General features: G+C 40.9%; 20 protein-coding genes. 2 read left to right on the top strand and 18 right to left on the bottom strand.

Features of this window, described 5'->3' with window-relative positions; all coding sequences use genetic code 11:
- Positions 1-109 precede the first annotated feature (109 nt).
- The 18 genes from pyrF to F1644_RS07790 all read right to left on the bottom strand — a co-directional run bounded on the left by pyrF (position 110) and on the right by F1644_RS07790 (position 24,019).
- A complete protein-coding gene (gene pyrF, locus F1644_RS07705) occupies positions 110-937 on the bottom strand; it encodes an orotidine-5'-phosphate decarboxylase (RefSeq protein WP_087421952.1) in 828 nt (275 codons plus the stop codon).
- Between the two features lie 39 nt (positions 938-976).
- Positions 977-2,062 (bottom strand): peptide chain release factor 1, encoded by a 1,086-nt coding sequence (prfA, locus tag F1644_RS07710; protein WP_118305688.1) that lies wholly within the window; start codon positions 2,060-2,062, stop codon positions 977-979.
- 52 nt (positions 2,063-2,114) lie between these two features.
- A complete protein-coding gene (locus tag F1644_RS07715; RefSeq protein ID WP_118305687.1) occupies positions 2,115-2,489 on the bottom strand; it encodes a HepT-like ribonuclease domain-containing protein in 375 nt (124 codons plus the stop codon).
- A complete protein-coding gene (locus F1644_RS07720; RefSeq protein ID WP_087421954.1) occupies positions 2,473-2,766 on the bottom strand; it encodes a nucleotidyltransferase family protein in 294 nt (97 codons plus the stop codon). The genes F1644_RS07715 and F1644_RS07720 overlap by 17 nt, the downstream gene beginning before the upstream one ends.
- A gap of 165 nt (positions 2,767-2,931) precedes the next feature.
- On the bottom strand, positions 2,932-5,568 hold the full coding sequence (locus F1644_RS07725) for a zinc-dependent metalloprotease (RefSeq protein ID WP_118305705.1): 2,637 nt from the start codon (positions 5,566-5,568) through the stop codon (positions 2,932-2,934).
- A 93-nt stretch (positions 5,569-5,661) separates the two neighbouring features.
- Positions 5,662-6,777 carry a TlpA disulfide reductase family protein gene (locus F1644_RS07730; protein ID WP_118305686.1) on the bottom strand — a complete coding sequence of 372 codons (1,116 nt, stop codon included), beginning with the start codon at positions 6,775-6,777 and terminating at the stop codon, positions 5,662-5,664.
- A gap of 23 nt (positions 6,778-6,800) precedes the next feature.
- A complete protein-coding gene (locus tag F1644_RS07735; RefSeq protein WP_118305685.1) occupies positions 6,801-8,039 on the bottom strand; it encodes a thioredoxin fold domain-containing protein in 1,239 nt (412 codons plus the stop codon).
- 18 nt (positions 8,040-8,057) lie between these two features.
- On the bottom strand, positions 8,058-9,377 hold the full coding sequence (locus F1644_RS07740) for a thioredoxin family protein (RefSeq protein WP_158572069.1): 1,320 nt from the start codon (positions 9,375-9,377) through the stop codon (positions 8,058-8,060).
- A 69-nt stretch (positions 9,378-9,446) separates the two neighbouring features.
- Positions 9,447-10,307: a putative zinc-binding metallopeptidase gene (locus F1644_RS07745; RefSeq protein WP_087421958.1), complete on the bottom strand. Its 861-nt coding sequence runs from the start codon at positions 10,305-10,307 to the stop codon at positions 9,447-9,449.
- Between the two features lie 18 nt (positions 10,308-10,325).
- Positions 10,326-11,858 (bottom strand): RagB/SusD family nutrient uptake outer membrane protein, encoded by a 1,533-nt coding sequence (locus F1644_RS07750; RefSeq protein WP_118305683.1) that lies wholly within the window; start codon positions 11,856-11,858, stop codon positions 10,326-10,328.
- Between the two features lie 9 nt (positions 11,859-11,867).
- Positions 11,868-15,431, bottom strand: coding sequence for a SusC/RagA family TonB-linked outer membrane protein (locus F1644_RS07755; RefSeq protein WP_158572067.1), 3,564 nt, complete (start codon positions 15,429-15,431; stop codon positions 11,868-11,870).
- A 158-nt stretch (positions 15,432-15,589) separates the two neighbouring features.
- Positions 15,590-16,774, bottom strand: a complete 1,185-nt coding sequence (locus F1644_RS07760; RefSeq protein ID WP_168044608.1) for a FecR domain-containing protein — start codon at positions 16,772-16,774, stop codon at positions 15,590-15,592.
- A gap of 182 nt (positions 16,775-16,956) precedes the next feature.
- On the bottom strand, positions 16,957-20,334 hold the full coding sequence (locus F1644_RS07765; protein WP_147344508.1) for an ABC transporter permease: 3,378 nt from the start codon (positions 20,332-20,334) through the stop codon (positions 16,957-16,959).
- Between the two features lie 124 nt (positions 20,335-20,458).
- Positions 20,459-20,710: a hypothetical protein gene (locus F1644_RS07770; protein WP_118305678.1), complete on the bottom strand. Its 252-nt coding sequence runs from the start codon at positions 20,708-20,710 to the stop codon at positions 20,459-20,461.
- Positions 20,711-21,137: 427 nt separating this feature from the next.
- Positions 21,138-21,677 (bottom strand): RNA polymerase sigma-70 factor, encoded by a 540-nt coding sequence (locus F1644_RS07775; RefSeq protein WP_118305677.1) that lies wholly within the window; start codon positions 21,675-21,677, stop codon positions 21,138-21,140.
- A gap of 318 nt (positions 21,678-21,995) precedes the next feature.
- Positions 21,996-22,988 carry an NAD-dependent epimerase/dehydratase family protein gene (locus F1644_RS07780; RefSeq protein ID WP_118305676.1) on the bottom strand — a complete coding sequence of 331 codons (993 nt, stop codon included), beginning with the start codon at positions 22,986-22,988 and terminating at the stop codon, positions 21,996-21,998.
- Positions 22,988-23,395, bottom strand: coding sequence for an OsmC family protein (locus F1644_RS07785; protein WP_118305675.1), 408 nt, complete (start codon positions 23,393-23,395; stop codon positions 22,988-22,990). The genes F1644_RS07780 and F1644_RS07785 overlap by 1 nt, the downstream gene beginning before the upstream one ends.
- 210 nt (positions 23,396-23,605) lie before the next feature.
- On the bottom strand, positions 23,606-24,019 hold the full coding sequence (locus F1644_RS07790; protein ID WP_229782496.1) for a YraN family protein: 414 nt from the start codon (positions 24,017-24,019) through the stop codon (positions 23,606-23,608).
- Positions 24,020-24,168: 149 nt separating this feature from the next.
- Here F1644_RS07790 and F1644_RS07795 point away from each other — a divergent pair, with 149 nt between their 5' ends.
- Positions 24,169-24,975: a glycogen/starch synthase gene (locus tag F1644_RS07795; RefSeq protein WP_087422227.1), complete on the top strand. Its 807-nt coding sequence runs from the start codon at positions 24,169-24,171 to the stop codon at positions 24,973-24,975.
- Positions 24,976-25,047: 72 nt separating this feature from the next.
- On the top strand, positions 25,048-26,886 hold the full coding sequence (gene glmS, locus F1644_RS07800) for a glutamine--fructose-6-phosphate transaminase (isomerizing) (protein WP_118305674.1): 1,839 nt from the start codon (positions 25,048-25,050) through the stop codon (positions 26,884-26,886).
- Positions 26,887-26,907: the final 21 nt, after the last annotated feature.

Below are 26,907 nucleotides of genomic sequence, written 5' to 3' on the forward strand. Positions count from 1 at the left end.
CGTACAACTGACACTCTTATAAATATACAATTTAAACGCCCCTCTTTATAAATCAAAAAGGTGTGTCGCCAAGCAACACACCTCCTACATATAGTTCAATCTCTTTCTCTTAAATCACCCCTTTGGCAGCAAGCAATCCTGCCATCTGTTGTTGCAACTTCACGGCCTCTTCTCTCGCTCTCACGGCAAAATTCTCGGTCTTATCCGCAAAAATAATCCCACGAGAAGAATTCACGATCAACCCACAATGGGAGTTCATACCGTATTTTGCGACCTCTTCCAAACTACCACCTTGCGCTCCCACTCCCGGAACCAGCAAGAAGTGATTCGGAACGATCTCACGGATACCGCTCAACATTTCCGCTTTCGTGGCCCCCACGACATACATCATGTTCTGGTCATTTCCCCACTCCTGAGATTTACGCAAAACCCGTTCATACAATTTCACGCCATTCTCTTCAAAGAATTGGAAATCAAAAGCTCCTTTATTAGAGGTCAATGCCAACAGGATCACCCATTTGCCCTCGTATTTCAGAAACGGGGTCACGGAATCCTCTCCCATATAAGGAGCCACCGTGATAGAATCAAATTCCATAGTCTCCAAGAAAGCACGGGCGTACATCTCGGATGTATTTCCAATGTCCCCGCGTTTAGCATCGGCAATCAAGAAGATCTCAGGATATTTTGATTTGATGTATTTCACCGTTTTCTCCAACGTGATCCACCCGGAAACACCGTTGCTCTCATAAAATGCGATATTAGGTTTATAGGCAATTGCCACGTCTGCCGTTGCATCCACGATAGCTTTATTAAACTCGTACACGGGATCCTCCGCTCCCATCAGGTGTTGAGGTAATTTCTTTATATCTGAATCCAAGCCCACGCAAAGGAAGGACTTTTTATTTTTTACCTGTTCAAATAACTCGTTATAAGTCATACCTTCTAACTTTTATCTTTTAGTTTTTAACCTTTATCTTTAAAATCCGCTTTCCTTCAATTTTTCCGTGTTCTCCTCGATCTGCAATTTCTCGATAATCTCGCCCAACTCGCCATCCATAACGGCAGCCAAGTTATAAAGCGTCAGATTGATACGATGATCAGTCACACGTCCTTGCGGATAATTGTAAGTACGAATCTTGGCAGAACGGTCACCCGTGGAAACCATTGTTTTCCGTTTTGTAGCTATCTCGTCTAAATATTTCTGATGCTCGATCGCGTAAATACGAGAACGCAACTCGGTCATTGCCTTCGCCAAATTCTTCAACTGCGACTTCTCGTCCTGACAAGTCACCACGATACCCGTGGGAATATGCGTCAAACGGATAGCGGAATACGTCGTGTTCACGGACTGCCCCCCGGGACCGGAAGAACAGTAAGTATCTTTCCGAATATCTGCCGGATTCAACACCACATCCACTTCTTCTGCCTCCGGCAGTACAGCCACCGTGGCCGCAGAGGTATGAACCCGTCCTTGAGTCTCTGTTGCCGGAACACGCTGTACTCGGTGTACTCCCGACTCGTATTTCATAATCCCGTAGACACCGTCACCCGTGATGTTCGCCACGATTTCCTTGTATCCCCCGGAAGTTCCTTCACTGTAATTGGTTATTTCTATTTTCCAACGTTTGGACTCGCAAAATTTCGTATACATACGGAACAAATCCCCCGCGAAAAGACTGGCCTCGTCACCCCCAGTTCCGGCACGAATTTCAAGAATCACGTTCTTTGAATCCTCCGGATCAGCAGGCACCAACAACATCTTCACCTTCGACTCCAATTCGGGAATCTTGGCATCCAGCTCCTCGATCTCCATCTCGGCCATCTCTTTCAGCTCCTTATCGGTCTCCGTGTTCAATATTTCCCGTGCCTCATCGTAAGAACTCACCGCACGTTTCAACTCGTCTCCCGCCTCCACGATCTGTTCCAGATCACGATACTCTTTATTCAACTTCACAAAACGATTCATGTCCTGTATCACCTCCGGGTCGGTTATCAACTGCCCGATCTCACGGAAACGAATATAAAATGTCTCTAATTTCTCTAATAGGGAATTGTCGCTCATATATATATCTAAATTATAATCGAACGCGAATTTAATAAATTATCCATTGATATTACAAATCTTCGATCAATTGCTCGACAACTTCCTTTAAAGGAGTTAAATGCTTATTGATTACATTCCAGATAATATCATAATCTATATTTGCATATTCATGCGAAATAATATTGCGTAACCCGATGACCTTTAACCAAGGAATTTGTGGATACCTCCCCAATAACGTTCCATGGGTTTTGTCCTCGATCGACTTGATCGTTTCACCAATCACTTGTAAACGCATGACACAAGAATCCATCACCGTCACCCCCCACGAAGTCCGTAAAAAATCAGACACACTATGAAACTCCACACTTCGCTCCCGTATGACATTTATTGAATCCAGTATCTGTTTCAACTTATCTATAATCTCTTCCTTAAGCGTAGAGTCCATCTTTTTCGATTCTTTTTATTAACAATTCCCGAAGTCCCTCACGCAGGCGCAACAAATCAACCTTACAGCCACAGATTTGTTGAAGAGCATCCCGAATATCATGCATAGTATAAAAATCAGGCTCTTCCAACTCGACAAAAACATCCAAGTCACTATCATCCCGATGTTCTCCACGAGCCACAGAACCAAAGATTCCGATAGAACGAATGCCATATTTTGCAGCAAACTTTTCTTTAAACAGTCGTAAATCTGCCAAATATTCTTCTTTTGTCTTCATATATTGCCTTTTCCTATTCGTTTTTACAAAGATATGAAAAACAATCAAATATCCATCATTCATTTTTACATACGACAAAGACAAAGAAGAAGGGCAGCTCGATAAACGAACTGCCCCAGATCAATTTCAGACGTCATACTCTGAACACAAACTAGAAAACATACACTATAGTTTGTCCTTCAACGCGTTGTTTAATTTGATAAGAAGAGACTGATAATGTACTTTCGCGTTTCCGGACATTCCTCCTATTTTACTTCTTAATAAATTCCGGGATTTCACGGCCATATCCTGCAAATAGGCCTTAGAATCGTCAATTGCCGTCGTGGCAACCGTTCTCTGCCAACCGTAACCGGGAGTTCCGAACTGATCGGCCACCATGTTTGAGGCCACGTATCCCCGGCCATATTCTTCATCAACCGCACGGAACTGGTCGGCAAAACGACTGATCAAACCACTCTCATCCAACCCGTAAGCCACGATCTCGTCAACAGAAGGTACAAAACCAAAAGGAGAGGCGCTTTTCTTGGCACCACCATCATTCAATGATGCACAAACCATATCCACCATCGTGTTTTGCAAAATCTTGTCTCCCTCTGTCAATACCTTCCCTTGTAACAAGTTACTCCACGTGCCATTATACAAGTCCGTCATAAACTCATTAATCGAGTAAGGAGAGGATGCCACGTGAGAAGAAAGAATCACGTTACCGATCAATCCCTGAATATCCCCGGCCACTCTACTCCGAACAATTGCACTCCCGTCAACACTTAACGGGAAGTGAGCCTTCAATTCCGCATTATTCAACCAATCCATGGATTTAAACTGTTTCAACACCCACGCCATAGATGCTTTCTGACGAGCTTTCGGCACAGCCTCATAACGCTTACCCGGAGTACCTTCTTTCACTTCTGTCAGATAGATTCCCCCGATATTATACATCACGTTCTTCAGATAACGATAATATTGTGTCATAATCTGACCATACAGGGCCTGACGATGAGAATAATCCGGATCATCATTAATCCATCCTTGCAAGTTGGAAAGAATATACTTCAGATTCTTCACGCCATACTCGCTGGCCTTCATCGGGTCATCACCCAAATCTTCCTCGATAGCACTCGGGTCATAACGGCTTTGTATCTGTTGGCGACCATAACGATAAATCGGGTCTCCCGCATGTTCGTCCACCCATTGTTCCACGATAGGTTGTTCCTCCCACTCGTCTCTCGTTCCGGGAATATATTGATAATTCCATTTAATCAAGAACTCGTCATAAACACCTAAATTCGGGGGAGTCAATTTCACACCCTTATCCCCGGGTTGCGCCACGTAATTGAAACGAGCGTAATCCATAATACAAGGTGTCGTCCCATATTTTTGAGTAAACGATGCAGAACGCAACGAATCAACCGGGAAAGCTGCCGAAGAGGCCATGTTGTGCATGAATCCCAAGCAATGCCCTACTTCGTGTGCCACCACGTAGATCAAAGAGGCTTTCACCACGTCATCCGGCAATTTCTTGCCTCTCACGGAAGGATCAAGTTGGGCGGTCTGCACGAAACGCCAGTTATTGATCAACTGGATGATATTACCGTAAACCAACACGGAGGCATTAATAATCTCACCCGTCGTCGGGTCTGTCCAAGAGGGTCCCATTGCATTAGCCGTGGAATTAGCCACGTAACGAATACAGGAATATTTCAAGTTATCCGGGTCAAAATCGGGATCATCCTTCGGGAAATCCTTCGCAACCATCACGTTTTTAAAACCGATTTTCTCGAAAGCGGCGTTCCAGGTAGTCACCGCCTGACGAATCGGTTCTTTCCACAATTCCGGGAAAGCGTCATCCACGTAAAACACAATCTGTTTCACGGGCTCCACCAGCTCGCCCCGTTTGTAAGCCTCCACGTCCTTCGGTTCCAATCTCCAGCGATGAGCCACGGAATAATTCCCGATTTCATCCTCCTTCGTGATAGAAAGACGGGTTTTCGTACTGTTGAAAATCCCCACGCGGGAATCCGAGATTCGGGGAATCATCTTATCTTCCGGCAAAAGCAAGATCGAACGGGTCACCGTGGCCGTGAAAGGATAATCATCCATCAATTTCATCATACCCATCACGCTCAACGACACCCCGTAAGACATCACCGTCTTCACGCTCAGGTTATCATCGAAAGCCTTGATCTCGTCCAAGTAAGATGCCTCTTTTTTAAAAGAAGAAGAGATTTTCACCATTCCCCCCATCATGGCATCCGCGAAAAAACTCAAATCTTTCACGTTTGTTGTGAACAGCGTGGTCATGTCAATCACCACGGCCGTACTGTCCGGGTTATACGCCTTGACGTCATAGGCATACAGGATCGGGTCTCCATACACGTTATTCATCGCCTTTTGCAAATTATCGGTCGTCACGCCCGTTGACACGTAACGCAGAAAAATAGAACTGTCCCGTTTCGTGAATTTCAGATGCAAGGGATTATTCGCCTTGTAACCGATGTCACAAAATTCCGGAGAAGTCACGTTCGTCACGGTTGACGCCAGTAATATCTCACGATCCATGTACTTCAAGGGTATCTCGAAATACAATTTACTGCCTACTTTATGCAACGTGATAAAATCACTTTTTGAAGTCTCCACGTTCTTCCCCTTCAATAACTTCTCGTAAGGACTTACTTTCTTAGGGGCCGGCAGAGTTGCCGTGGCGGTTCCTTTTTTCTTTTTCTTCTTACTCGCCGCATACAGGTCTGACGACAACGGCATGACAATAATCATTGCCAACAATACAATCATCCATTTTTTCATACATACTGTTTTAAATAATTCGTGTTTCATAAAACACCTTTTTCTTGTTATAGACTAAAAAAGTCAAAACGGTTGACAAGAAGAGTCTCTTTTTCAATTAAAAAAAGACGCCATTTTTTCCTTCAATGCCTCACCTCTCAAGTCCATGGCCACGATCCGACCTTCTTTATCCAACAAATACATTTTCGGAATTCCCGTCACGTTGTAAATCTTCGCCACCGGACATTCCCATCCCTTTAAAGAAGAGACGTGTATCCAAGGTAAATCGTGCTTTTCAATGGCATTCACCCACGCATCTTTCTTGTTGTCCAATGACACACCATATATCTCGAACCCTTTGTCCTTATATTGCTCATAGACCGCTTTCACATTCGGCACTTCCGCCAAACACGGCCCACACCAAGATGCCCAGAAATCTAACAGCACATACTTGCCTCTCAATGAAGATAACTTAACATGTTTTCCATCCGGAGCCATCAAATCAATATCGGGAGCAATGCCACCCACGTTGATCGAGCGCAAACTTGTCATTTTTTCCTTAAGCAACTGTCCCGGATAGGATGCTTTCACTTCCGGGGTCAGATTGTTATAGTAGCGCTCCACGTCTTCAAAAGGATATTCCCTAGCAATGAAGTCCCCGATCACATACGTAATCGCCAAGCTATTACTGTTCGAATCCACGAAATTCTTAATCCTTTCATCAACCGCTCTTTTCATCATCTCCACCGCTTTATACGTGGAATCCAGTTTCACGGAATCATCTTTTACCTGTACCATGGCAAACATACCCCCCAATCCGACCATACTTTTACTCATTGAAAGTCCCCGAGCCATCTCTAAAACTTTCTGCTCGTGACTTCCCTGGATTGCCATTTTGTAAGCATCAATCTTGTCTCCATTTTTATTCGTCATCTGGGTAGCCACAACCTCGATCGGTTCCCCATCCAACAAAATCTCCTGCTCATTTTTCTCAAGTGCAAGTAAATATTTCTCAACCTGCGGAATATCCCCCGTCATTTTAAACTGATTATCTTTCACAACTGCGGAATCTATAATCTGGAATTGCTTTTCCCTAGTTTCCTTTTTCAGATACACGACCTTTCCATTTCCATTCTCCCATGTTCCCGAAATCGTGTAAGTCTTTTTTTGGTCACATCCCATAACTAGTAAAATAATGGCACATAACCCATAACATACATTTTTTATCATACTTCTATCTTTTTAATATAACATCATTTCTTGTCCTTATCCGCCCCAAATAATTTTCTCATGGCAGCTTTCTTTTCCTCTTCCAACTGTTCGTATTTCTTCCGGGCATCCACGGCCTTATCCTTTCGTCCAAGTCTCGTGTAAAGCGTGGCGATCAAATCATAATAATTCTGTTTCACCAGATCACTCTTCACTTGATCTTCTTTCTCCTGTTGTTTGCCGATCACGTCCAATATGGAATTCAAAACTTTTTTATCCTTGGTTCGTTCCGTGATATACATATAGGTATCTCCCCGAAAATCATTCTCGTAATTCAATAAATTCAAATCATCGGCAAACATGATCCAACTATACATACCCTCCACGTCTCCAGCCAAACGACAATCATTAATTCTCAACTTACACAAGAGCATTGGAAAACGTTTTACGGTATTCTGAATCAACATACCCCGGAGAATATCTGCTTTCTCTGCCATCATTTTCAACGTGTCAGGATCAGTCGTACTCGTGGTGACTCTTATAATTTCCTTCACGGCTCTCCCCATTCCATCTGCTAACTGACGTTCCAAATCGTAACGATTTACATCCATACGATACTGGTATTTCTCAATCTCCTTGAAAACATATTGATAGGCTTCCGAATAAGGATCAGTAATATATTTTCCCACTAGATTCCAAATCTCTTTATCCTTTAGTTTCTCCATCGGGATCGTCGCAATAAATTCAGAAATAATCGTTGGGATATTCTCTCTTTTAAAAGCCCCGTTCAATGCTGCCACGTAATCACGAATCGTTTCAAAATCACGAACTCCAGCCTCGTACTTTTTCTGCAAGGCCGGTAATGATTTCCCCTCCATTCCCGCTTTCATTCCGGCAATCAAGTTCTCCGCCTTTTGGTAACCAGCCATTTGATGCACAACATTTCCATCACCATCAAGTAATAATAAAGTCGGAAAACCAATGATATACTCCTTGTATTTTTCACGTAACATTTTCCCATCACCTTTCTCCATATCATACTTCACGTTCACGAAATGGGCATTGAAAAAATCACCCACCTGTTTCTGCGGGAAAACATCCTGCGCCAACCCTTTACAAGGGCCGCACCACACCGTGTAACAATCCATGAATATCAGCTGATTTTGCTCTTTCGCTCGCTGTAAAACCTTGCTCCACGGTTCATTATCCATGAACTCGATACCCTGTCCGAAAACGCCGTTTCCTAACACCACAAGCATACAAATGATTAACAATCTTTTCATACAATACCATTTTTCGTGTTACTTCATCCCAATTTTCTCGTGAAGATCATTCATTCTCTGACGATATTCATCATCAATCTGAGCTTGAGTTTTCTCATCTTTAAACATCTTCTTCATATCTACCAACCGAAGTTTATAATACTCATCAAATTTTTTCGCACACGCCTCACTCTTTTTCTTATCCCCTAAACGATAATACCCGATAGCCAAAATATCGTAAGCGTTTTCAGTAAAAAGAGTAACTTTGCCATTACTTCTTTCATCTGCAACATCCTGTTTCTCTTGCATGATTGCCAAGTATTTCCGGATAATCTCTTTTTGAGTTCCGGCATCAGCGTGTTCAATCATGAATTTGTACATATCCGGTCGGAAAGAATACTCGTCTCTTGTAGCCTGTAAAGTCTTATCAGCCTCTAGTATCGCATCAAGAGCCAGAATATCTCCATTCATCCGTATATCATTAATAGCAAGCTTGGCATTCAATTCACCAAAACCTTTCACGGACACTCCCTGTAATAATTTTTTCAACTTTTCTTCTTTCGTTTTCATCAAAGCTAAAGTGTCTGCATTAGTATACGCAAGCGTTACATTCACGATCTCACGCACGGCATCCGACATAGCCCTCTGTAAACGAGATTCAATATCATACCGATTTATTTTAAGCCAGTATTGGAGCTTATCCAGATTTTTAAGAACATACCCGTACTGCGTAGAATAAGCATCATTTAAATAAGGTAAATACAATTCCAGCAACTCTTTATTCATCAATGAGTCCAACGGCATAGATTCAATATAGTCTCTCACGATTTTCTCTTTTGTACCTTGATCATACGCCACGTCAAGCGCTTTACAATAATCCTTGATCAATTCCAAAGAACGTTCCCCCGCCTCATACCTTTTTTGAAATACAGCCAACGTCTTTCCATCCAACCCGTCCTGCAAAGCCGCAATAAGAGCATCCGGTTCCGTGTATCCCACAACTTTATGAACGATACTTTCATCGGCAGGATTGATCACTAACATCGTCGGGAATCCCGGAATGTTATCCTTGTACTTCTTGTACAGCATAATCCCCTCTCCCTTTTCCATATCATACTTGCAACACACGAAGTTAGAATTCAAAAACGCCCCGACTTTCGGTTGCGGGAATACGTTTTGTGCCAATCCCTTACATGGACCACACCAAGAGGTGTAGCAATCCATAAAAATATACTTTCCCTGTTCTTGTGCCGTTTTTAAGACATCACTCCATTTTTTCCCCTCTAAAAACTCAGTACCCTGTCCAAAAACAGTAAACCTAAGCACGATAAGTATGCTAACAAGCAACAATTTTTTCATACAATATAATTTTATAATGATCTTCTTCATGGTTCCGTGACCGGGTCAGGTCACGGAACCTACGTTTATTTATTCCGTGGCCTCTGGTAACGTAATACCAAAGTTCTCAAGGAAGTACTCTTTCACCAATTCTACTTTTCTCTTCACATCTGCATTCTTTGCATAATATGTTTCTTTCTCCGAAGGTTTCTTGAAAGCAATAAATGCCACGTAATCTCCAAAATCTTGTGCATAACTTGTCGTGTACATATTGCGCCCATTAGCATTATATTTTCCTCTCCTTCCAAATTTCAATATAGCATATGTCGCAACCATATCCGTCGTGGCTGCCACGTATTGATACGTGATAACAGTCCCGTTACTTAGAATTGAACTCGGATTATACCCGGCATCACTGATAATCGCAAAATCTGTCGGATAAGGCCAAACAGCAAGCATCCGTTCCACAAATATCGAAATCCAAGCATCACGTAACTCGTCTTTATCTAATTCATCGAACTGTTCTCCCACTCGCCCAATGATCAACTTACTATTCACAGCATGACCATTCCAATCACTATATAACCCCATCAAAGTATCTGTTAAATAGATATTTAAAGGGACATATTTCTGACAGAATTCTGTCGGAAAAATAGAAAGAACTTTTTCCTCTATAAAGTCTAACACGTCAACAACTTTATCCGCTTTAGCAGGAGAATAAGACGGCGTTGAGAAATGTGTTGACCAATCATAAGTAAACTCCTCTTTTGTAAATTCATAATGAATGAAACATCCATAATTTTCATACATTTTTTTAATCTTCGAATCAACAGGGGTCTTATCCGTCAATTCTGGCTGAGAAGGAACATCCAGTTTTATATCAGAATCATCGTTATCCACACAAGATACAGATATAAAACACAACAACATAAAAATGATTATATTTTTCATATCGTACTTTTTAATTCATTATTCAGGAAGTCTTATCGGACGAGCATTATTTAATGCCGAATTAAATTCTCTCTCCAATTGAGGGAAATTAATCACATAAGCCGGATCTTTTTCTTTCAACTTGTATACTTCTCCCCCCATCCACGTATGCGACAAGGCTGGTTGTCCAGTTCTACGTAAATCCCACCACCGATGATGCTCTTCAAAACAAAGTTCCCTTCTACGCTCATCCCATACGAATTTTATCAACGCATCCACGGAAGCAAAATCACCGCTATTCAAACTCGTATAAGGTTTAATCCGGTGAGACCGCAATGCATTTAAATATTCCAACACCTTATCTATTTCCGGATTTGTCTTACGAGCATACGCCTCTGCAAGAGAGATATATACTTCCCCTGTTCTAAAACTACTCTGATAATCTTCCCCAACAATATTGTAATGATCATATTTTATCGGTACATACGGATAATAACTTGCAGAAGGAGCTATGATCCAATACGTGAAACGTTTATCTCCTTCAATCACGTTCCCTCCTTCCGTTTCAACAATTTGGTAATCAAACATGGACACGATCGAATTAGAAGCAGCAGAAGATATACTGATACAATCCCCAGCTAAAATTCCACCGACATAGAAAACATCATAATGAGATTCTTTTTCTCCATTATCATATAGCCACATTATTTCCGGATTATTAGCCGGATAAATAAATTTATCTTGAAAATTAGATGAGGTGGGAGAACTTGTTCCCGTCGATACCGGTTTATCCGTAATATCATACAACGAACTATTAATTTTCAAAACTTTTTCACCATACTCAATAACGAGATCAAAATCTTCCATAAACAAAGCTACTCGCACTCCTAATATCAACGCCGCTCCATAGTTAATCTCATATATTCCAGATATATTAGCTTTCTCTAAAGAACTTATAGCCTCCTCGACATCTGATTTTATCCTTCCCCATACTTCTTCCATCGTTGCCCGAGGAAATTTTTCCATTGTCGGAGTCGGGTCTAATACTAAAGGAACACAAGGATCTGTCGCTTGGGCCTCATTATATGCCTGTGCATAAAAATTAGCTAACAAAAAATATCCAAAAGCACGAGTAAAATGAGCTTGTCCCGATAAAATCTTCTTTTCCGCATCTGTTCCTTCCATCTCATCCAACGCACTTATACAAGTGTTCGCCACCAGAATTTGTTTGTAGAGATACTGGTAACACCGATCTGTCATCACGTCATTCTCAATTTCAGTTTCCCACTTATAAGAATCCCCGTAACTTTCAAAGTTAGAATCTCCAAAACCTCCCCATGATCCCCCGGCAACAGCATCAAAATACTCGACATCATCTGTCATGTACAATGCAAAAACACTTTTTGCCAAGAATTCCTTAAAATAACCTTCGCCCTGTAATAATTCTTTGTAATGCTCCACGGTCTTGGGAACGATCAAATCCTGAGAAGTCGTCTCCAAGAAGTCATCACAACTAATCGCCATTGTCATTAGTATGACTACTAAAATATATTTACATATCGCTTTCATCATAGTTTCCTTTTAAAATGTTACATTTAGCCCTAAAGAATAAGTTCTTGGTATAGGAGTATTGGAATCACCCGACTCCGGATCGCGTCCCCTCCATTCTTTCGCGGCAATTTGGAATAAATTGGTTGCCTGGAAATTAAAAGATATATCTTGTATCTTTATTTTTTCCAAGATCTTCGTCGGAATACGATACATCAAACTAAGATTTCTCAAACGGACATTATCAATCTTGGCAACTCGAACATCAGTCTTATCATATAACTGTGTTCCATAATAAACAGACCCTCTACCATCCAAAGCACTCTTCTGATTTAACTGGTTATAAGTCCTATTATCATATAGAGCCGGGAATATTGTAGAATTCTCATCACCCGGATTGTTCCACCGATGTTTTAATTCCTTCGTCACATTGATCAACGGATCAAATATTTTATAATATTCTTGTCGATAAATATTCGGTAAACGTCTATGGGCCCCCAAAGTATAGGTAAATCCTAAATCAATCCGGAAGTTTTTATATCGGAAATTAAGTCCTAAACTACCACTTGTTGTCGGGTCCAAGCAACCTGATTTCACCAAATCGATTTCTTCTTCATAAAGAGCATAATGAGGATACTTTACTCCATCCACTTCCGAATAGTTCTTGCCATCTTTATCGTAAAATGTCGGGTAACCTGTTTCCCCGTTCAACCCGGCAAAACGATAAGAATAAAACGTTCCCATGGGTTTACCTTCTATCAAAGCTGAACCGTTCAACATTTCCGAATTTGTAATATCACTGTCACTATTAGCTGATACTAACTCGTTCTTATTGTAAGAATAAACAAAATTCACACTAAAGGCATAATCTGCCGTTCGTATAGGATAAAATCTGAACGTTAACTCACAACCACTATTATCAATCCTTCCCCCATTAATTTTAACCGTACTTAATCCCATGGATTGAGATACTTTTTTACTCATAATCATATCTTCACCCTTCTTGAAATAGTAGTTAAATTCTCCCTGTATCCGATCTTTCAATAAAGCAATTTCCAAACCCAGATTATAAGATGTTGTCTTTTCCCAACGTAAATCGGCATTAGGCAAGTATTCAAAGAAGGACTCGTTCAAACGAGTAACCGTATTTAACGCTCCTACCTGAATAACCAATTCCGGGGATGTACTTTTATCTATATTTCCCTGAATTCCGTAAGAAGCCTTTAAAGCTAATAGCGAAATGATATTACTTCCTTTCACAAAAGGTTCTTCTGTCAACGTATACCTTCCGGCAATAGACCAAATAGGCAAAAAACGGTATTTCGGGTTCTCTCCAAATTTATTGGAACCATCCATTCGAATATTTCCGTTTAAAGTGATCTTTTCCCGCCATGTATAAGCCAAAGTTCCTGCCCATGACACGTAATTTGTCAAATTATCAGAGATACGCGGTCTTAGATTTGCTAATTCTGCAACATACGCGGACGTTAACATGGGAGTAAGGGTCTGTCCCCGCTCCGGCATCCAACCATAATACGTGCCACTGAATCCCGTCTGCTTTACCCCTCTAATCTCCGAAAGAGCAGATGCAGAAACTTCATGATCCCCCCAATGACCGGAAAATCCGATCGTGTTCCGAATCATATAAGTAGTCTGTTCTGTCTCGGACTTATCAATTATTCCACCGATAGGAATGACACTGTTATCTTCAGCTAATGAATTCGGTTCAATACTTCCTATATTATATTTACGTTTTATCCCCACGTAATTGGAAGCCTCCTTTGCATATGAATTTTGTTTAGATTGCTGGTAAGAATATGAACCTAAAAAATCATATTTAAAACCGTATTTTATTCTCCATTGAAGATTAACCTGACCGGTTATACCCGCAACTTTTCCCGCAGATCCTGTTTGTCCCAACTCATGTACAATATTATATAACATTTCTTCTTTGGGAGCCTGACTACTTGCAAGTTGTCCTTTCTGCCTTGTTTCATAATAAAATAATGATCCGTCCTCGTTATAACAAGGGATCGTCCGGGAAGTTTCATAAGCATACTGGTTAGGATTCACCGAACTATGAAAACCTTTATTCTCAGTAACATTCCCATTCAAAGTCACACCAACAAATACTTGGTCATTCAACCATGAATTCAATTTCATCATTGTCGTATAACGTTTACTGACACTTCCTTCGGCCGTTCCAAAATTTTGATCAAAACCAATTGATGCATAATACCGGGTATCCTTGGAGCCTCCGTTTATACTCAATGTATGATTATGACTCAAAACGTTTCTAAACAATATATCATACCAGTCCGTGTTACGCTTAGCCATCCGTTTGGTTCCAAGGGCAAAATCTTCATAAGATATTTTACGATTCATATAATCCATATATAACCCTTCATACCCCAAAGAAACCGGTACTCGTCCGTATTCCAAAGACTTAGCAATAATATCTTGAGAAAGTTGAATTCTTTCCGCAGCATTCATCAAATAAAAATCACCGTATGAAGGGCGTTGATTTAAAGTCATGGAAGTATTATAATTCAATTGAGCCTTACCCTCTTTTCCTTGTTTGGTTGTCAACACGATCACCCCATTTGCCGCTTGGACACCATATATTGCCGTTGCCGAAGCATCCTTTAAAACGGTGATTGTTTCTATATCCCGAGGATTAATACCAGCAATAGCGTTACCGATCAAGTAAGCTGCATCGTCTCCATTGATCTGGGAATAATCTACATTTACCGGGTCTTCCAGAATAACCCCATCCAACACCCAAACGGGAGCCTTCGATGATGTAATTGAAGATATTCCTCGGATACGAATTTTAGGAGTTGCACTCGGTTCCCCGGATGTCTGTACGATTGTCATCCCCGGGATCTGTCCGATCAACATTTGGTCTATTGACGATTTTGAATTTAACATCACATCGTCCGCCTTTATTTGACTAACGGCACTCGCCGTTTCCCTACGGGATAACGTGGTGTATCCGGTAACAACAACTTCATCCATTTCCAATAAATCTTCTTCCATCGTAATCAACCACTCTCCCGTTTTAGGACGACTTTTGTAAGCCACGGTTTTAGTTTTCATTCCAACGAAAGAAAAAATAAATTCAACATTTGCCGTCGTATCAGGAACCATGATAAAAAACACGCCATCAACACCTGTTGTAACTCCCGTAGATGTTCCTTTTAACAAAACAGTTACTCCCGGTATCGGCTTTTTATCCTCTCCTACAACCCTTCCAGATGCAATCGTAGCTTTATTAACATCCTTAGACTCTGCTTGTAACAATTTCGGAGAAATAACGACCACCTGTTCCTCAATCATATACCATAATTGAGTTCCTTTGAGACATTCAGCCAATACATCCTTCAAATCCTTATTACTGACATTTAAAGACACTTTTCCAATGCGTTCAATCTCGTTATTACTATACACGAATTCATACCCCGTAAGTTTGGTAATCTCTTTAAAAACCTCTTTAAGAGTCGCATTTTTCACGTCTATACTCACCCGTACTTGAGAAAAAGTACTTGCAGTAACGGAAGATAGACTTAGAACTAAAATACAAATAAAGACTTTCATAGTTCGAAACATTTTCTTTATGACATTAGATCCCCATCCTATGTCAAAATCTCGATTTTTTTCCATAGATTTGTACAGTTTTAATTATTAATAATTTGCCATTCCCCAATGGCAGTTATTCAACACGGGAATTTGTTAGCGCAAGTTCCCGTTTTCCATCACTCTAGCTGAACGATTAACGTTCGGTCATTCAATTCAAATTTTATGTTGGTTGTAAGAGCCAATATTTTCAGGACATTACTAATATCTTCATACTTGGGCAAATTACCCGTGAACCGTTTCTCCGTCAACGCATGATTTTGAATAAAAACGGTTATATTATACCACCGTTCTAATTTTTTCAATACATCTTCCAACGGTTCATTTTCAAAAACAAAACGATCGTCTTTCCAGGCTATATAAGGTCTTACATCTACTTGTTCAACTCTTAACTCCTTATCAATACACGTCACTTGCTCTCCGGGATGTAATAACACCTGTTGTTTATCCAACAACACTTCTACAGCCCCCCGTACCAATGTGGTTTGTTGATGTTCATCCGGATATGCTTTCAAGTTAAAAGCGGTTCCCAATACCCGGACATCAATACCGTTTGTTTTCACGACAAAAGGTCTCAAACTATCTTTCGCTACTTCAAAAAACGCTTCCCCTTCTAATGAAACTTGACGCTCATTCCCTATAAAACGATCCGGATAATGGATTTTAGAATCCGCATTCAAGGTTACCACCGTTCCATCAGCCAAACACAACACAAATTCTCCACCTCTTGGTATTTGTAACGTGTGCCATTCCACATTCTTCTCCTCTACTGTATCTGAATATACTAATTTACTCCCGGTATTCACGAAATTTTCCCCTTTTACCTCCCGTATAATAGTCTCCCGGCCGGCTTCTAACTGGATCATTTCTCCTGATTCCAGAAAGAGCATTGCCTTGGAACGTCCGTATTCTATAGGTAAAGAACTAGCGTATTTCATATCCCGCTCCTGTCCTCCCCAAAAATGCCATACCATTCCCCCACATAACAAAATAGCCACGGACGCCGCACAAACCCTAGCCCAACGCCCTATTTTTCTACGAGGCGTTAACCTTACACGTAGCTTTTCCCAATCCTCCACAGAATCATATCCACGAAATTCCTGCAAACTATTCCCCACATAACCAGAGTTTTGCAATCTTTCAAATAAAGCACGGTTTCTTCTATCTTCCTCTATCCATTCCGTAAACTCATCAGATTCCCCCTTCGTCATATCTCCCCTCAAATAAGCCAATATGAAACGAACAATTTCCTCTCGCTTATATTTTTTAACGATCGTTTTTTTATATTCTCTTTTTGCCTTCATTTCGATCAACTTTTCTTTTTACAACAAATTATCAACTATATTTAATGACTTGATTTATAACTGTTTATTGAAATATATTCAACAAAATTTATCATTTATCTTTTTTATCTCATTAAACGATCGTTTTTTCATTTATTACTAAAACAGATAACATTGAAAAAGGATGACAAAAAAAATGATTTTTATTTACTCACGTAAACAATTTTTACAGCATCTCCTTGAATAATTTGATCAATCTCGCTCCCTTTATCACTCAACTCGATACTCAGTTTTCCTTTCTCCAAATAAAATTGTCCTAGTAAAAACCAAGAATCAAGCGTCCTCTCTCTCACATTTAGCTCAGCAGAATACACGTTTACCCCACTTTTGACAGTATAATACTGCATATATTTTAGTTTCGCTAACGCATAAGGGTCCCGTTGTACTTTTATCGTCTTAGAAATTCCCCCTACTGGGCTATAAATATAAATCTCATAATTTCCATCAGTCAAGATCTCAGTATTCCAAGATACAACCGATTTTCCCTCACCGACCAATTTATATACAGCACTTCGAACAGGAGAACCGTAGGCATTCTCATTCACATAAACCCGCCAACCCTCTTTACCATCAGCAACGGGTTCATAATCATATATATCATTAATATTTTTCTCTTCTTTCCCGAATAAATCCCGAAACCACAATTCACGTTTTTTAGGTATATAAAATCCGGCATCCTCGTTATCCACAATAATCTCAGAGGATCCTCCACGTTGTAAAAAATACGCTTTTTCTTTCAGATAAACGCTCTCTTTTACCTCTCCCGTTAGTTGGTGACTGAAATCACTTTTAATCTGCCGAGGATAATTTTTAGAAATTCCTAAATCAAGTACCGGTATTTGCTTACACAACAGGGTTAAAACTTTTCCTGTCCCTGCATTAATCTTGATATTCCGATAATAAATGTTATCACTAGAATAATAAGCTCTAGAAAAAAGCCCCGTATTCTTTTGTTCTACTAACGAGACAATCCCATCAACCTCACTATCATTATACAATTCTAATACCACACGATATTTCCCGGTTTTATTCGGTTCTGAAGCTAATAAACCAGATAACTTAAGAAATTGATCGAATTCTATATCCCCTACACATTCATCAATTTTCTCTACTCGAAATTTTTTAAGGACATACACTGGTATAGACTTCTGATTATACCACCCTGACAATATCGCTTTACAATCCACACCACGGGCAATTTCAAGCTTACGACTTATATTCTCAAAATTCATTTCCTGAAAATACAAACCACGAGTACAGGAATCAACAAATGCATATAACTCTTTAGGCTGTATTCCATAGAATGTAAAATGTCGAAATAGATCGTCCGTTTTTAGAGAAAGAATCTTCTCGTACACTTCGCCCGATAATGATGAATCATCACCAGCATCAGCCATACTATGATTCTTCAAATAGTTGATAGCCTTTCCTTCCAATAATTTTTGTCTATAATAATCTTTCTTCGCCACTCTCGCTGATTCAGACTTCACCACTCCCAAGAAAATATGATCCAATATAGGGAAATCAGTACTTTTTACTTGAAACACCTGCTCATAAAACATCGGAGATAAATAATAATTATTTAATTTCTGCTCCAAATGCTCCCCTTTCTTCTCTTCCCACCCTAACGTGAAAGGATTAAACTCCATATACCCGGTAAGCAAAGTCTTCCAATGATACTTTCTCAAAAACAAGCCCTCGATCAACTGTTTAATGATGAACTGTTCCTTTTCCTTATCAGAATATCTATCCGCTATTAACGGTATATAACAAGCAGAAATCGTCATCCTTTTAACTTGTCCTCCTTTTTTCTCCTGCCTCATGTCCATGCAATAACCGACACCTCGCTCCGGCAGAAAAACAATTTCAGGTTGCACGTACCCACTCCCTCCTTGCCACTCCCGATAATATGATGTAAAAGAGAGTGGAGTTTCTACAATTTGAAACCGAGAATAGGGAAAAGGACGCCCCATCATTTCTTCCAATGTCCCTTTGGATTCCCGAATGGTTTCTGATAAAAATTCCTCCACGTGATTTAAACCACGAAACACATCAAGGCTATTCTTAAACATATACAACTCGTAACGTATCCCATCCACATTTATCATCCGGCCGATATAATCTCCCATACAAAGAGATAAACCGGTTACGGGATTCCTATTTTTAAATACCACCCGATCTCTATACACGCTTTTTTCCCCCTGCGAGATAACTTTCTGTTTTCCATGTCCGGATATAGTCAAATTGAAAATCGTAAACTGTCGGGAAACATCAAACGGAGAAACAGGATTCACCGGGGGGACCGTCACAGGATACCAAAGACACTCAGGCAACAATAGCGTGTAATCTTTTCCTAAAAAAACATTCCGTTTACCGAAACGACATGTCAGATAACTACACGTTCGTGTATCTTGATAAGATATATCAGGCACATCAAGATAACAAATTCGATCATCAATTCCTCCCGCATACACGATCTCTATTTTCATTTTGCCAGCGGAAGAGACCCTCTTATTCACGATAACCACCTGACCTTCCCGTCTAAATGACATCTCTTCTCCCTGAACTTTCAAAGAACTTATCTTTAACGCCGGATTCAAAAAAAACACGATTTCATCCAATTCTCGACCCAATCGATTCTCCACGAATAATCGACTCTTGCAAGAAATTGTTGCTCCTGCATGATAAAGTTCTATATCTTGATTCACTAAAGCAAGGTAATCTTTCTCCCGATATTGAGTATATATATCCCGATAAAACTCTCTCGTCTTATTCTCATCGTACTTTTCCTTGTAACACACGAAACCACAACAGATTCCACCTAAAAATAAGAACAAAAGAAAAACCGTCCCTACTGAAACACGCGAACAATTCGGCAGGCGATAAAAACATTTTATCGCTAAAACTAAAAAGAAACTACCTATCAAGAACCAACAAGATCGCTGAAAAAGATAGTAAGATAACTCCGGGTGTCCAACCTGTCCCGATAACGCATTAGGCAAGGATATTCCCAAAGAATCCATTATTCCCTCCCGTGTAAAATAAAGGTTCAGAAAAAAACAAAAGAAAAGGATTACCAGACCAATACTCTGTTTTCTAAATCCAGAGAACAAGAAAAAGGAAAAACCGGTATAAAATACCATAGAGGGAATAAACAATGTCAAAAAATAAAATAAATACGCCCACAAAGAAAATGGAGCTGTACTAAAAAACAAGTGAACACAAAGCCCCAAGAAAAGCGAAAATAATGCACCTACTCCAAAACTGACCAAGAACCCTAGATAATACCCCAACACCAATTCCCAGTTACTTACCGAACGATAATGAACCGTCTCCATCGTGTCAAGCCCTCGCTCCCGAGTAAAGTAATTTCCTGCTAGAAAAATAACGACAAAAGCCTGCAATATTGTATAAATATACAAATTCATGTACGGGATGAAAGAAGCCATCGTAATTAACCCCGAAATATTGTAGCGGGTCACATTTCCTTGAAAAATTAATTGAAATATGAATATTCCCACGCAAGAAAAAATTAGAAAAAAACGAAATAACCAACTCCGAAAAACGAGCCGACAACTAATTCTCGCAATGTGTATGACCGTATTAAAGTCCATAAGCCTCCTAGCTACAAGATTATTTACAAACTTAATTTTGCGTAATCCATGAAACAATTAATCCTGGATAAAATTCCTCAAACATTCTAGCAAATCCTTCCGCCAAATCGAACATCACTTGTTCCAAATATTGTGGATCAGTATGTCCCATATACAATGTAAATTGATACCCAAGAGAAATACTTGTCCAATCATCCCCATAAATGACAACAAGTCCTATATGTTCTTTCAAATTTTCTGCAATCTTTTTTATTGAATTTTCAATATTATACCTTGCTTCCATTTCTGTTATACTAGGACTAACATAAGTAAAATCCAATACATCACAAATAGTATATACTGTTTTTGAAGAAAGTTCAACACGATTCTCAAATATTTACCCTTGAGATAAATTCCAAGGAGAAAACATCCATCCAAGAGAGGATATAAACAAAAGACAAATCACCTTTTTCATAACGTTATAATGTTTTAATTATTAATTATAAGTTCCCCAACTTATAACAATAAACAGGTACTCTCTCAAAAGGATGACAGTAAATATAAATTATTTTTCTCTTTCTATATATTTCTATTGTGTAATTTAATTACGCAAAATACACAATAAATAATACCATGATTAAGTTCAAAACCATCATGAATACTACCTTAATCAAAAAAGGAATATTATATGACTAGAATTTACCATATAGCTCCATTCACACCTCTATCGATCAAAAAAACATAAGTATCACCACCGGATAAAGATGTTGCAACCGCTCCCGCAGATACTTTTTAGCTCGCTGACGTTGCGTCTTCACGGTTGACTCGGCCACATCCAGTTGCTCGCAAATGGTCTTAATATCCAACATCTCGATATAACTCATCTTGAAAATACGCTGACATTCAGTAGGTAATTCATCAATAGCGGCAAAGATTTCCTCGAAAACATCCGTTTCTACCTGAAAACAAAAAACATCTTCCTCATCAGGAGCTTTCAACCCCAAACGACGATTCGCTTTTGCCCGGACCTGCAATTTTTCCAGATAATTCAATGCCGCATTCTGGACACAATTATACAAGAATGATTTTAACGCCGATTGATTCTCGAATTTTCCCTTGGATTCCCAAAAACGAAGAAACACCTCTTGCACAATATCCCTTGCCGCCTCATCATCTCGCACGAACTTATTGGCGAAATAACATAGTGACGCATAATATTTATGAAATACACTTTCAAATATTTCCGGTTGTTTCACGTTCAGTATATCCACTAATATCTTATTTTAGTCGTTAAACCATTGCGACTCGCCCTACCTCTCGCATCAAAAATACATTTTTCTAACGAGAAACATATAACAAACAAGAAAATTATTTAATCAAAATAAACACGAACAACAACTACACCTCATCCCCTACCACCAATCCCACGCTAATAGAGGCCCGGTTCCCTTTACTATTCATGGCAAAACCATGAACCACGACTTCATGAATATTCCAACCTATATTTAAATGGAGATTTTCGAGAAGATAGCCTCGGGACAGGGAAAGCTCCTACCGGACCTCATGAACCCCGACCTAGACAACCCGCTTCACAAATCCTTGAAAAAACGAGTCGTCTCTTCAAGCGTATGAAAATGAAAATCGGGAAAAAGAGACAACACCTTCGCACTGGAATAACGGGATTTATGTTGAGACGAGCGAGCCGTTTCCTCCGTGAAAGCCGGTTTCTTTCCCGTGAACAGAGCCACGAAAGCCAGTAACCGCCACGCCAAACCTGTCATCCACGGTGCCATCCGAATACGAGGTGGGCGCTTGCCCACGACACGGGCAATCACGGTAAACAACTCCCGATAAGAATAATTTCCCCCACATAATACGAAACGCTCTCCCCGAATAGCACTGTCTTTCGCCAAACGAATCATCAACTCGCAGACATCCCGCACATCCACGTATCCATTCACGCCTTCCGTGTAGAAAGGCATCCCCTTACTCGCCTGTTCAAACAACTTGACACTACTTCGTCCCCGTAACCCCGCCCCCAAAATAATAGCCGGGTTCACGATCACAACATCCAGTCCTTGACGGACATACTTCCAGACAATTTTCTCAGCCTCCCCTTTACTACCAGAATAAAGCGAGTGGACCGACCCCGGAATCTCCGGTGTATTCTCGTCAATCACGACACTCTCGTTGGGAGCGTCCCCCAAAGCGGCAATCGAACTCACGAAACACAGGCGTACCCCACGTTCCAAACAAATCTTACAAATATTTTCCGTCCCCTTGATATTCGTTTCCAGCAAAGTATTCCGATCGCTGCCATTGAAAGAAACCATGGCCGCACAATGATAAACGGTATCCACTTTTTCCACAAACGGGGCCACAGATTCCCCATCCAACACATTCCCAACCACCCAATTCACCCGGGATATGGCATCTCCCGGAGAATCAAAATAACACGAAAAGAGAGCCATCGTCTCTTCAACGTGGCTCTTATCTCTTTTTAGCGCGATGATCGTCTCACCGCATCGTGCCAAATGACACAGTAAATGGCTACCCAGTAAACCGGTAGCCCCGGTTACCATTACTGCCAATTAAACACGAAATTTTGTTTCACATCCGGATGTAAACTCAAATGCACTGGGCAAGTATGTGCCACACGTTCGAGAATCTTTTTCTCCTTCTCGGAATAACCGTTAGCCGGCATATTAAAGATCACGTCAATCTCAGCAATACGACGAGGTTCTGCCGCCATCTTCTTGGTAATCTCGATCTCGGCTCCCGCCAAATCAATACCGTTATTTTTAGCATAAATTCCCATGATTGTCATGGCACAAGCGGCCAATGACGTGGAACACAAGTCGGTTGGAGAGAAAGCCTCACCTTTCCCGTTATTATCTGTCGGTGCATCCGTGATAATCTTTGTACCACTCTGCAAATGCGTACACTCCAAACGCAAATCTCCTAAATATTTTGCTTTTACTGTTGCCATATCCTTTTTCTTTTATGTTTTATTTTTCAAAGATAGTAAATTTCACACAAAATCATCCATCCGAAAGAAAATTTGATATTTTTTCCGGAAATCCGAATTTCTAGCACAATTTTTGATAATACACAAATATCCCTATTGACACTTTTCTTATGCCGGGTGGCTTTTCATATTCCTACCACACCACACACACGACAAAAGCCACCCGGTTCTTTAAAACAAGTCAATGACTTCTTTTATATATTCCAGATGCATTTCGGCCCCAGTGACCACAACCAAATCGAATCGTATTTCCCGGTGAACGTTCTTTTTCGTTAGATAAGCGGCACCTGCAGCTTGCAGATTCCTCTTTTTTCTGTAATCCAGCAAATCGAAAAGTGACACATTGTCATCTGCCCGGGTTTTCACCTCCACCACGACCAGTACCTCCCCATCAAGACACACGAAATCCAGTTCCCGGTGTCCCACCCGCCAGTTTCTCTCTAGAACCGTGTACCCCATATCCAAAAGATACCGGTTCACCTTTTCTTCCCCGTATTCGCCCAGTTTATTATGCCACGCCATAGTACAGTCTTCCCCTAATTTACAGCCTAAAAAGAGTTTCGCAATGTTATATAAATCTATCATAAAAGCAAAATTTTTTAGTCAAAAATCCTATACCCCGCATCGTTTTTAAGATTCAAGTGGTTTATTTCGAGAGAGGTTTATTCCAAAGTAGTTTTGAAATCTGAACCAAAATGCCTATCTTTGTATGGTTTTTGGGAAAAGTAGTAGTTATGGCTAAAAAAAGAGTTTTATTCATTTCTCAAGAGATAGTTCCTTATCTGCCGGAATCAGAAATGGCAAATATTGGAAGATTTCTACCTCAAGGGATACAAGACAAAGGTAAAGAGATTAGAACATTCATGCCCCGTTACGGCTGCATCAATGAAAGACGGAATCAACTTCACGAGGTAATTCGCCTTTCCGGAATGAACCTGATCATCAACGACACGGATCATCCGCTAATCATCAAGGTCGCCTCGATCCAAGCTGCACGAATGCAGGTTTATTTCATCGACAACGAGGATTATTTTCAACGTAAGCACACGATCTCCGACGAGGAAGGAAACTTTTTCCCGGACAACGATGAAAGATCTATTTTCTTCGCCCGGGGAGTATTCGAAACCGTGCGCAAGCTAAGATGGGCTCCTGACTTGATCTATTGCCAAGGATGGTTCACCGCACTAGTTCCTCTTTACTTGAAAAAAGAATATCATGATGACCCTGTTTTCTCCAAAACGAAAGTAGTATTCTCTACTTATAACGACAAATTCGAGGGGAAACTGGATGAAAAATTCGGGGAAAAAGCGATCACGGAAGGGGTTGCCCGGAAAGACGTGGCGCTTTTAAAAGACCCGACATACACGAATATTAATAAATTGGCATTCCAATACGCTGACGGAATCATTTTCAACCACAAAGACGTGGACGATGAACTCCGTACCTTTGCCACCGATCTGAAGAAACCTACCTTGGAATACCCGGGCGAGCAAAGTTACATCGAGGCTTATTCCGACTTTTTCGACAAGATTATTGAATAACAATATAAACAAGCGGCAATGGTTGTTATGCCGCTTGTTTTCATTAATATAAATCATTAAAACATAACATTTATGTGTGGTATTGTAGGATACATCGGGCCCAAAGAAGCCTGTCCGATCTTAATTAACGGTCTGAAACGCCTGGAATACCGGGGATATGACTCTGCCGGAATCGCGTTGATCCATAATAATAACATCCAAGTTTACAAGTGCAAGGGAAGGGTGCAAGACCTAGAACAGCACATGGAACTGGAAGATACCAGCGCAACGATCGGTATGGGACATACTCGCTGGGCTACCCACGGGGAACCAAATGACGCAAACGCTCACCCCCATACTTCTATGAACGGTCTTTTCTCTATCGTCCACAACGGAATTATCGAGAATCACGCTTTATTAAAGGAAAAATTACAGGCCAGAGGCTATTCATTCCAAAGTGAAACCGACACGGAAGTACTAGCAAACCTGATCGAGTACATTTACACAAAAGGCCAAGTCAACGCAGAGAATGCCGTGCGTCTTGCTTTGACTAAGGTTATCGGAGCCTACGGACTGGTTGTTCTATGCAAGAACGAACCGGACCAGCTCGTGGTGGCAAGAAAAGGTAGCCCGCTCGTGATCGGTGTGGGCCAAAGCGAATATTTCGTGGCCTCGGATGCAACGCCCATCGTGGAATACACGAAAAACGTGATCTATTTAAACGATGACGATGTTGCCATTTTGAAGAGGGACGAAATGATCCTAAAAACGATCAAAAACACCCCTGTTTCATTAAGTATTCAGCAAGTGGACATCGACATCGAAAAAATCGAGAAAGGCGGTTTCCCACATTTCATGTTGAAAGAGATTTTTGAACAGGTAAATTCAATATACGACACGATCCGCGGACGCGTAAATGCCGAGGCATCGGAAATCTACCTAGGGGGAATCTCCGAGATCATCCCGAAGATGGTCAACGCCCACCGCATTATCATTATCGGTTGCGGTACATCATGGCACGCCGGAACGGTAGGCGAATACATCTTGGAAGAATTTACCCGAATCCCGGTAGAAGTGGAATACGCGTCGGAATTCAGATACCGGAACCCGATAGTAGATGCCAACGACATTGTTATTGCCATTTCACAGAGTGGTGAAACGGCCGACACGCTGGCAGCCATCAAGTATGCCAAAGCACACGGAGCCACGGTTATCGGCATCTGTAATGTCGTGGGATCAAGTATCGCCCGGGAAACCGATGCAGGGGTGTACACTCACGCAGGCCCGGAAATCGGGGTTGCCTCCACGAAAGCATTCACAGCTCAAATATCCGTGTTGGCCATGATGGCCTTACAGATCGGCCACCGCAAGGGAACATTATCCGACGAACTGTACAAAAAATATATCAACGAACTGTATAACTTACCGGACAAGGTGAAAGCGATTCTGGAAAAGAATGACAAGATCAAGGAGATCGCGGCCATTTACAAGGACTCCACGAACGCCATTTACCTGGGAAGAGGTTGTCAATTCCCGGTTGCCCTGGAAGGTGCGTTGAAACTGAAAGAGATTTCTTACATTCACGCGGAAGGTTACCCGGCAGCGGAAATGAAACACGGCCCGATCGCTTTGATCGACGAGAATATGCCGGTTTTTGCCATCGCCACGAATGACAACTATTACGACAAGATCGTTTCCAACATCAAAGAGATCCAATCCCGGAAAGGACACGTGATCGCTCTTGTCAATGATAACGATGCACAAGTGAAAAAACTGGCGGAACACGTGATCGAAATTCCTGAAACACTGGAATATCTTTCCCCACTTCTGAACGTAATTCCATTACAGCTCATCTCCTATCACATTGCCGTGATGCGAGGCTGTAACGTGGATATGCCGAGGAACTTGGCTAAATCCGTAACGGTAGAATAAAGACTAAAAAAGGTGGGAAAA

Origin of the sequence: Butyricimonas paravirosa (assembly GCF_032878955.1) — a bacterium.
Taxonomy (GTDB): Bacteria; Bacteroidota; Bacteroidia; order Bacteroidales; family Marinifilaceae; genus Butyricimonas; species Butyricimonas paravirosa.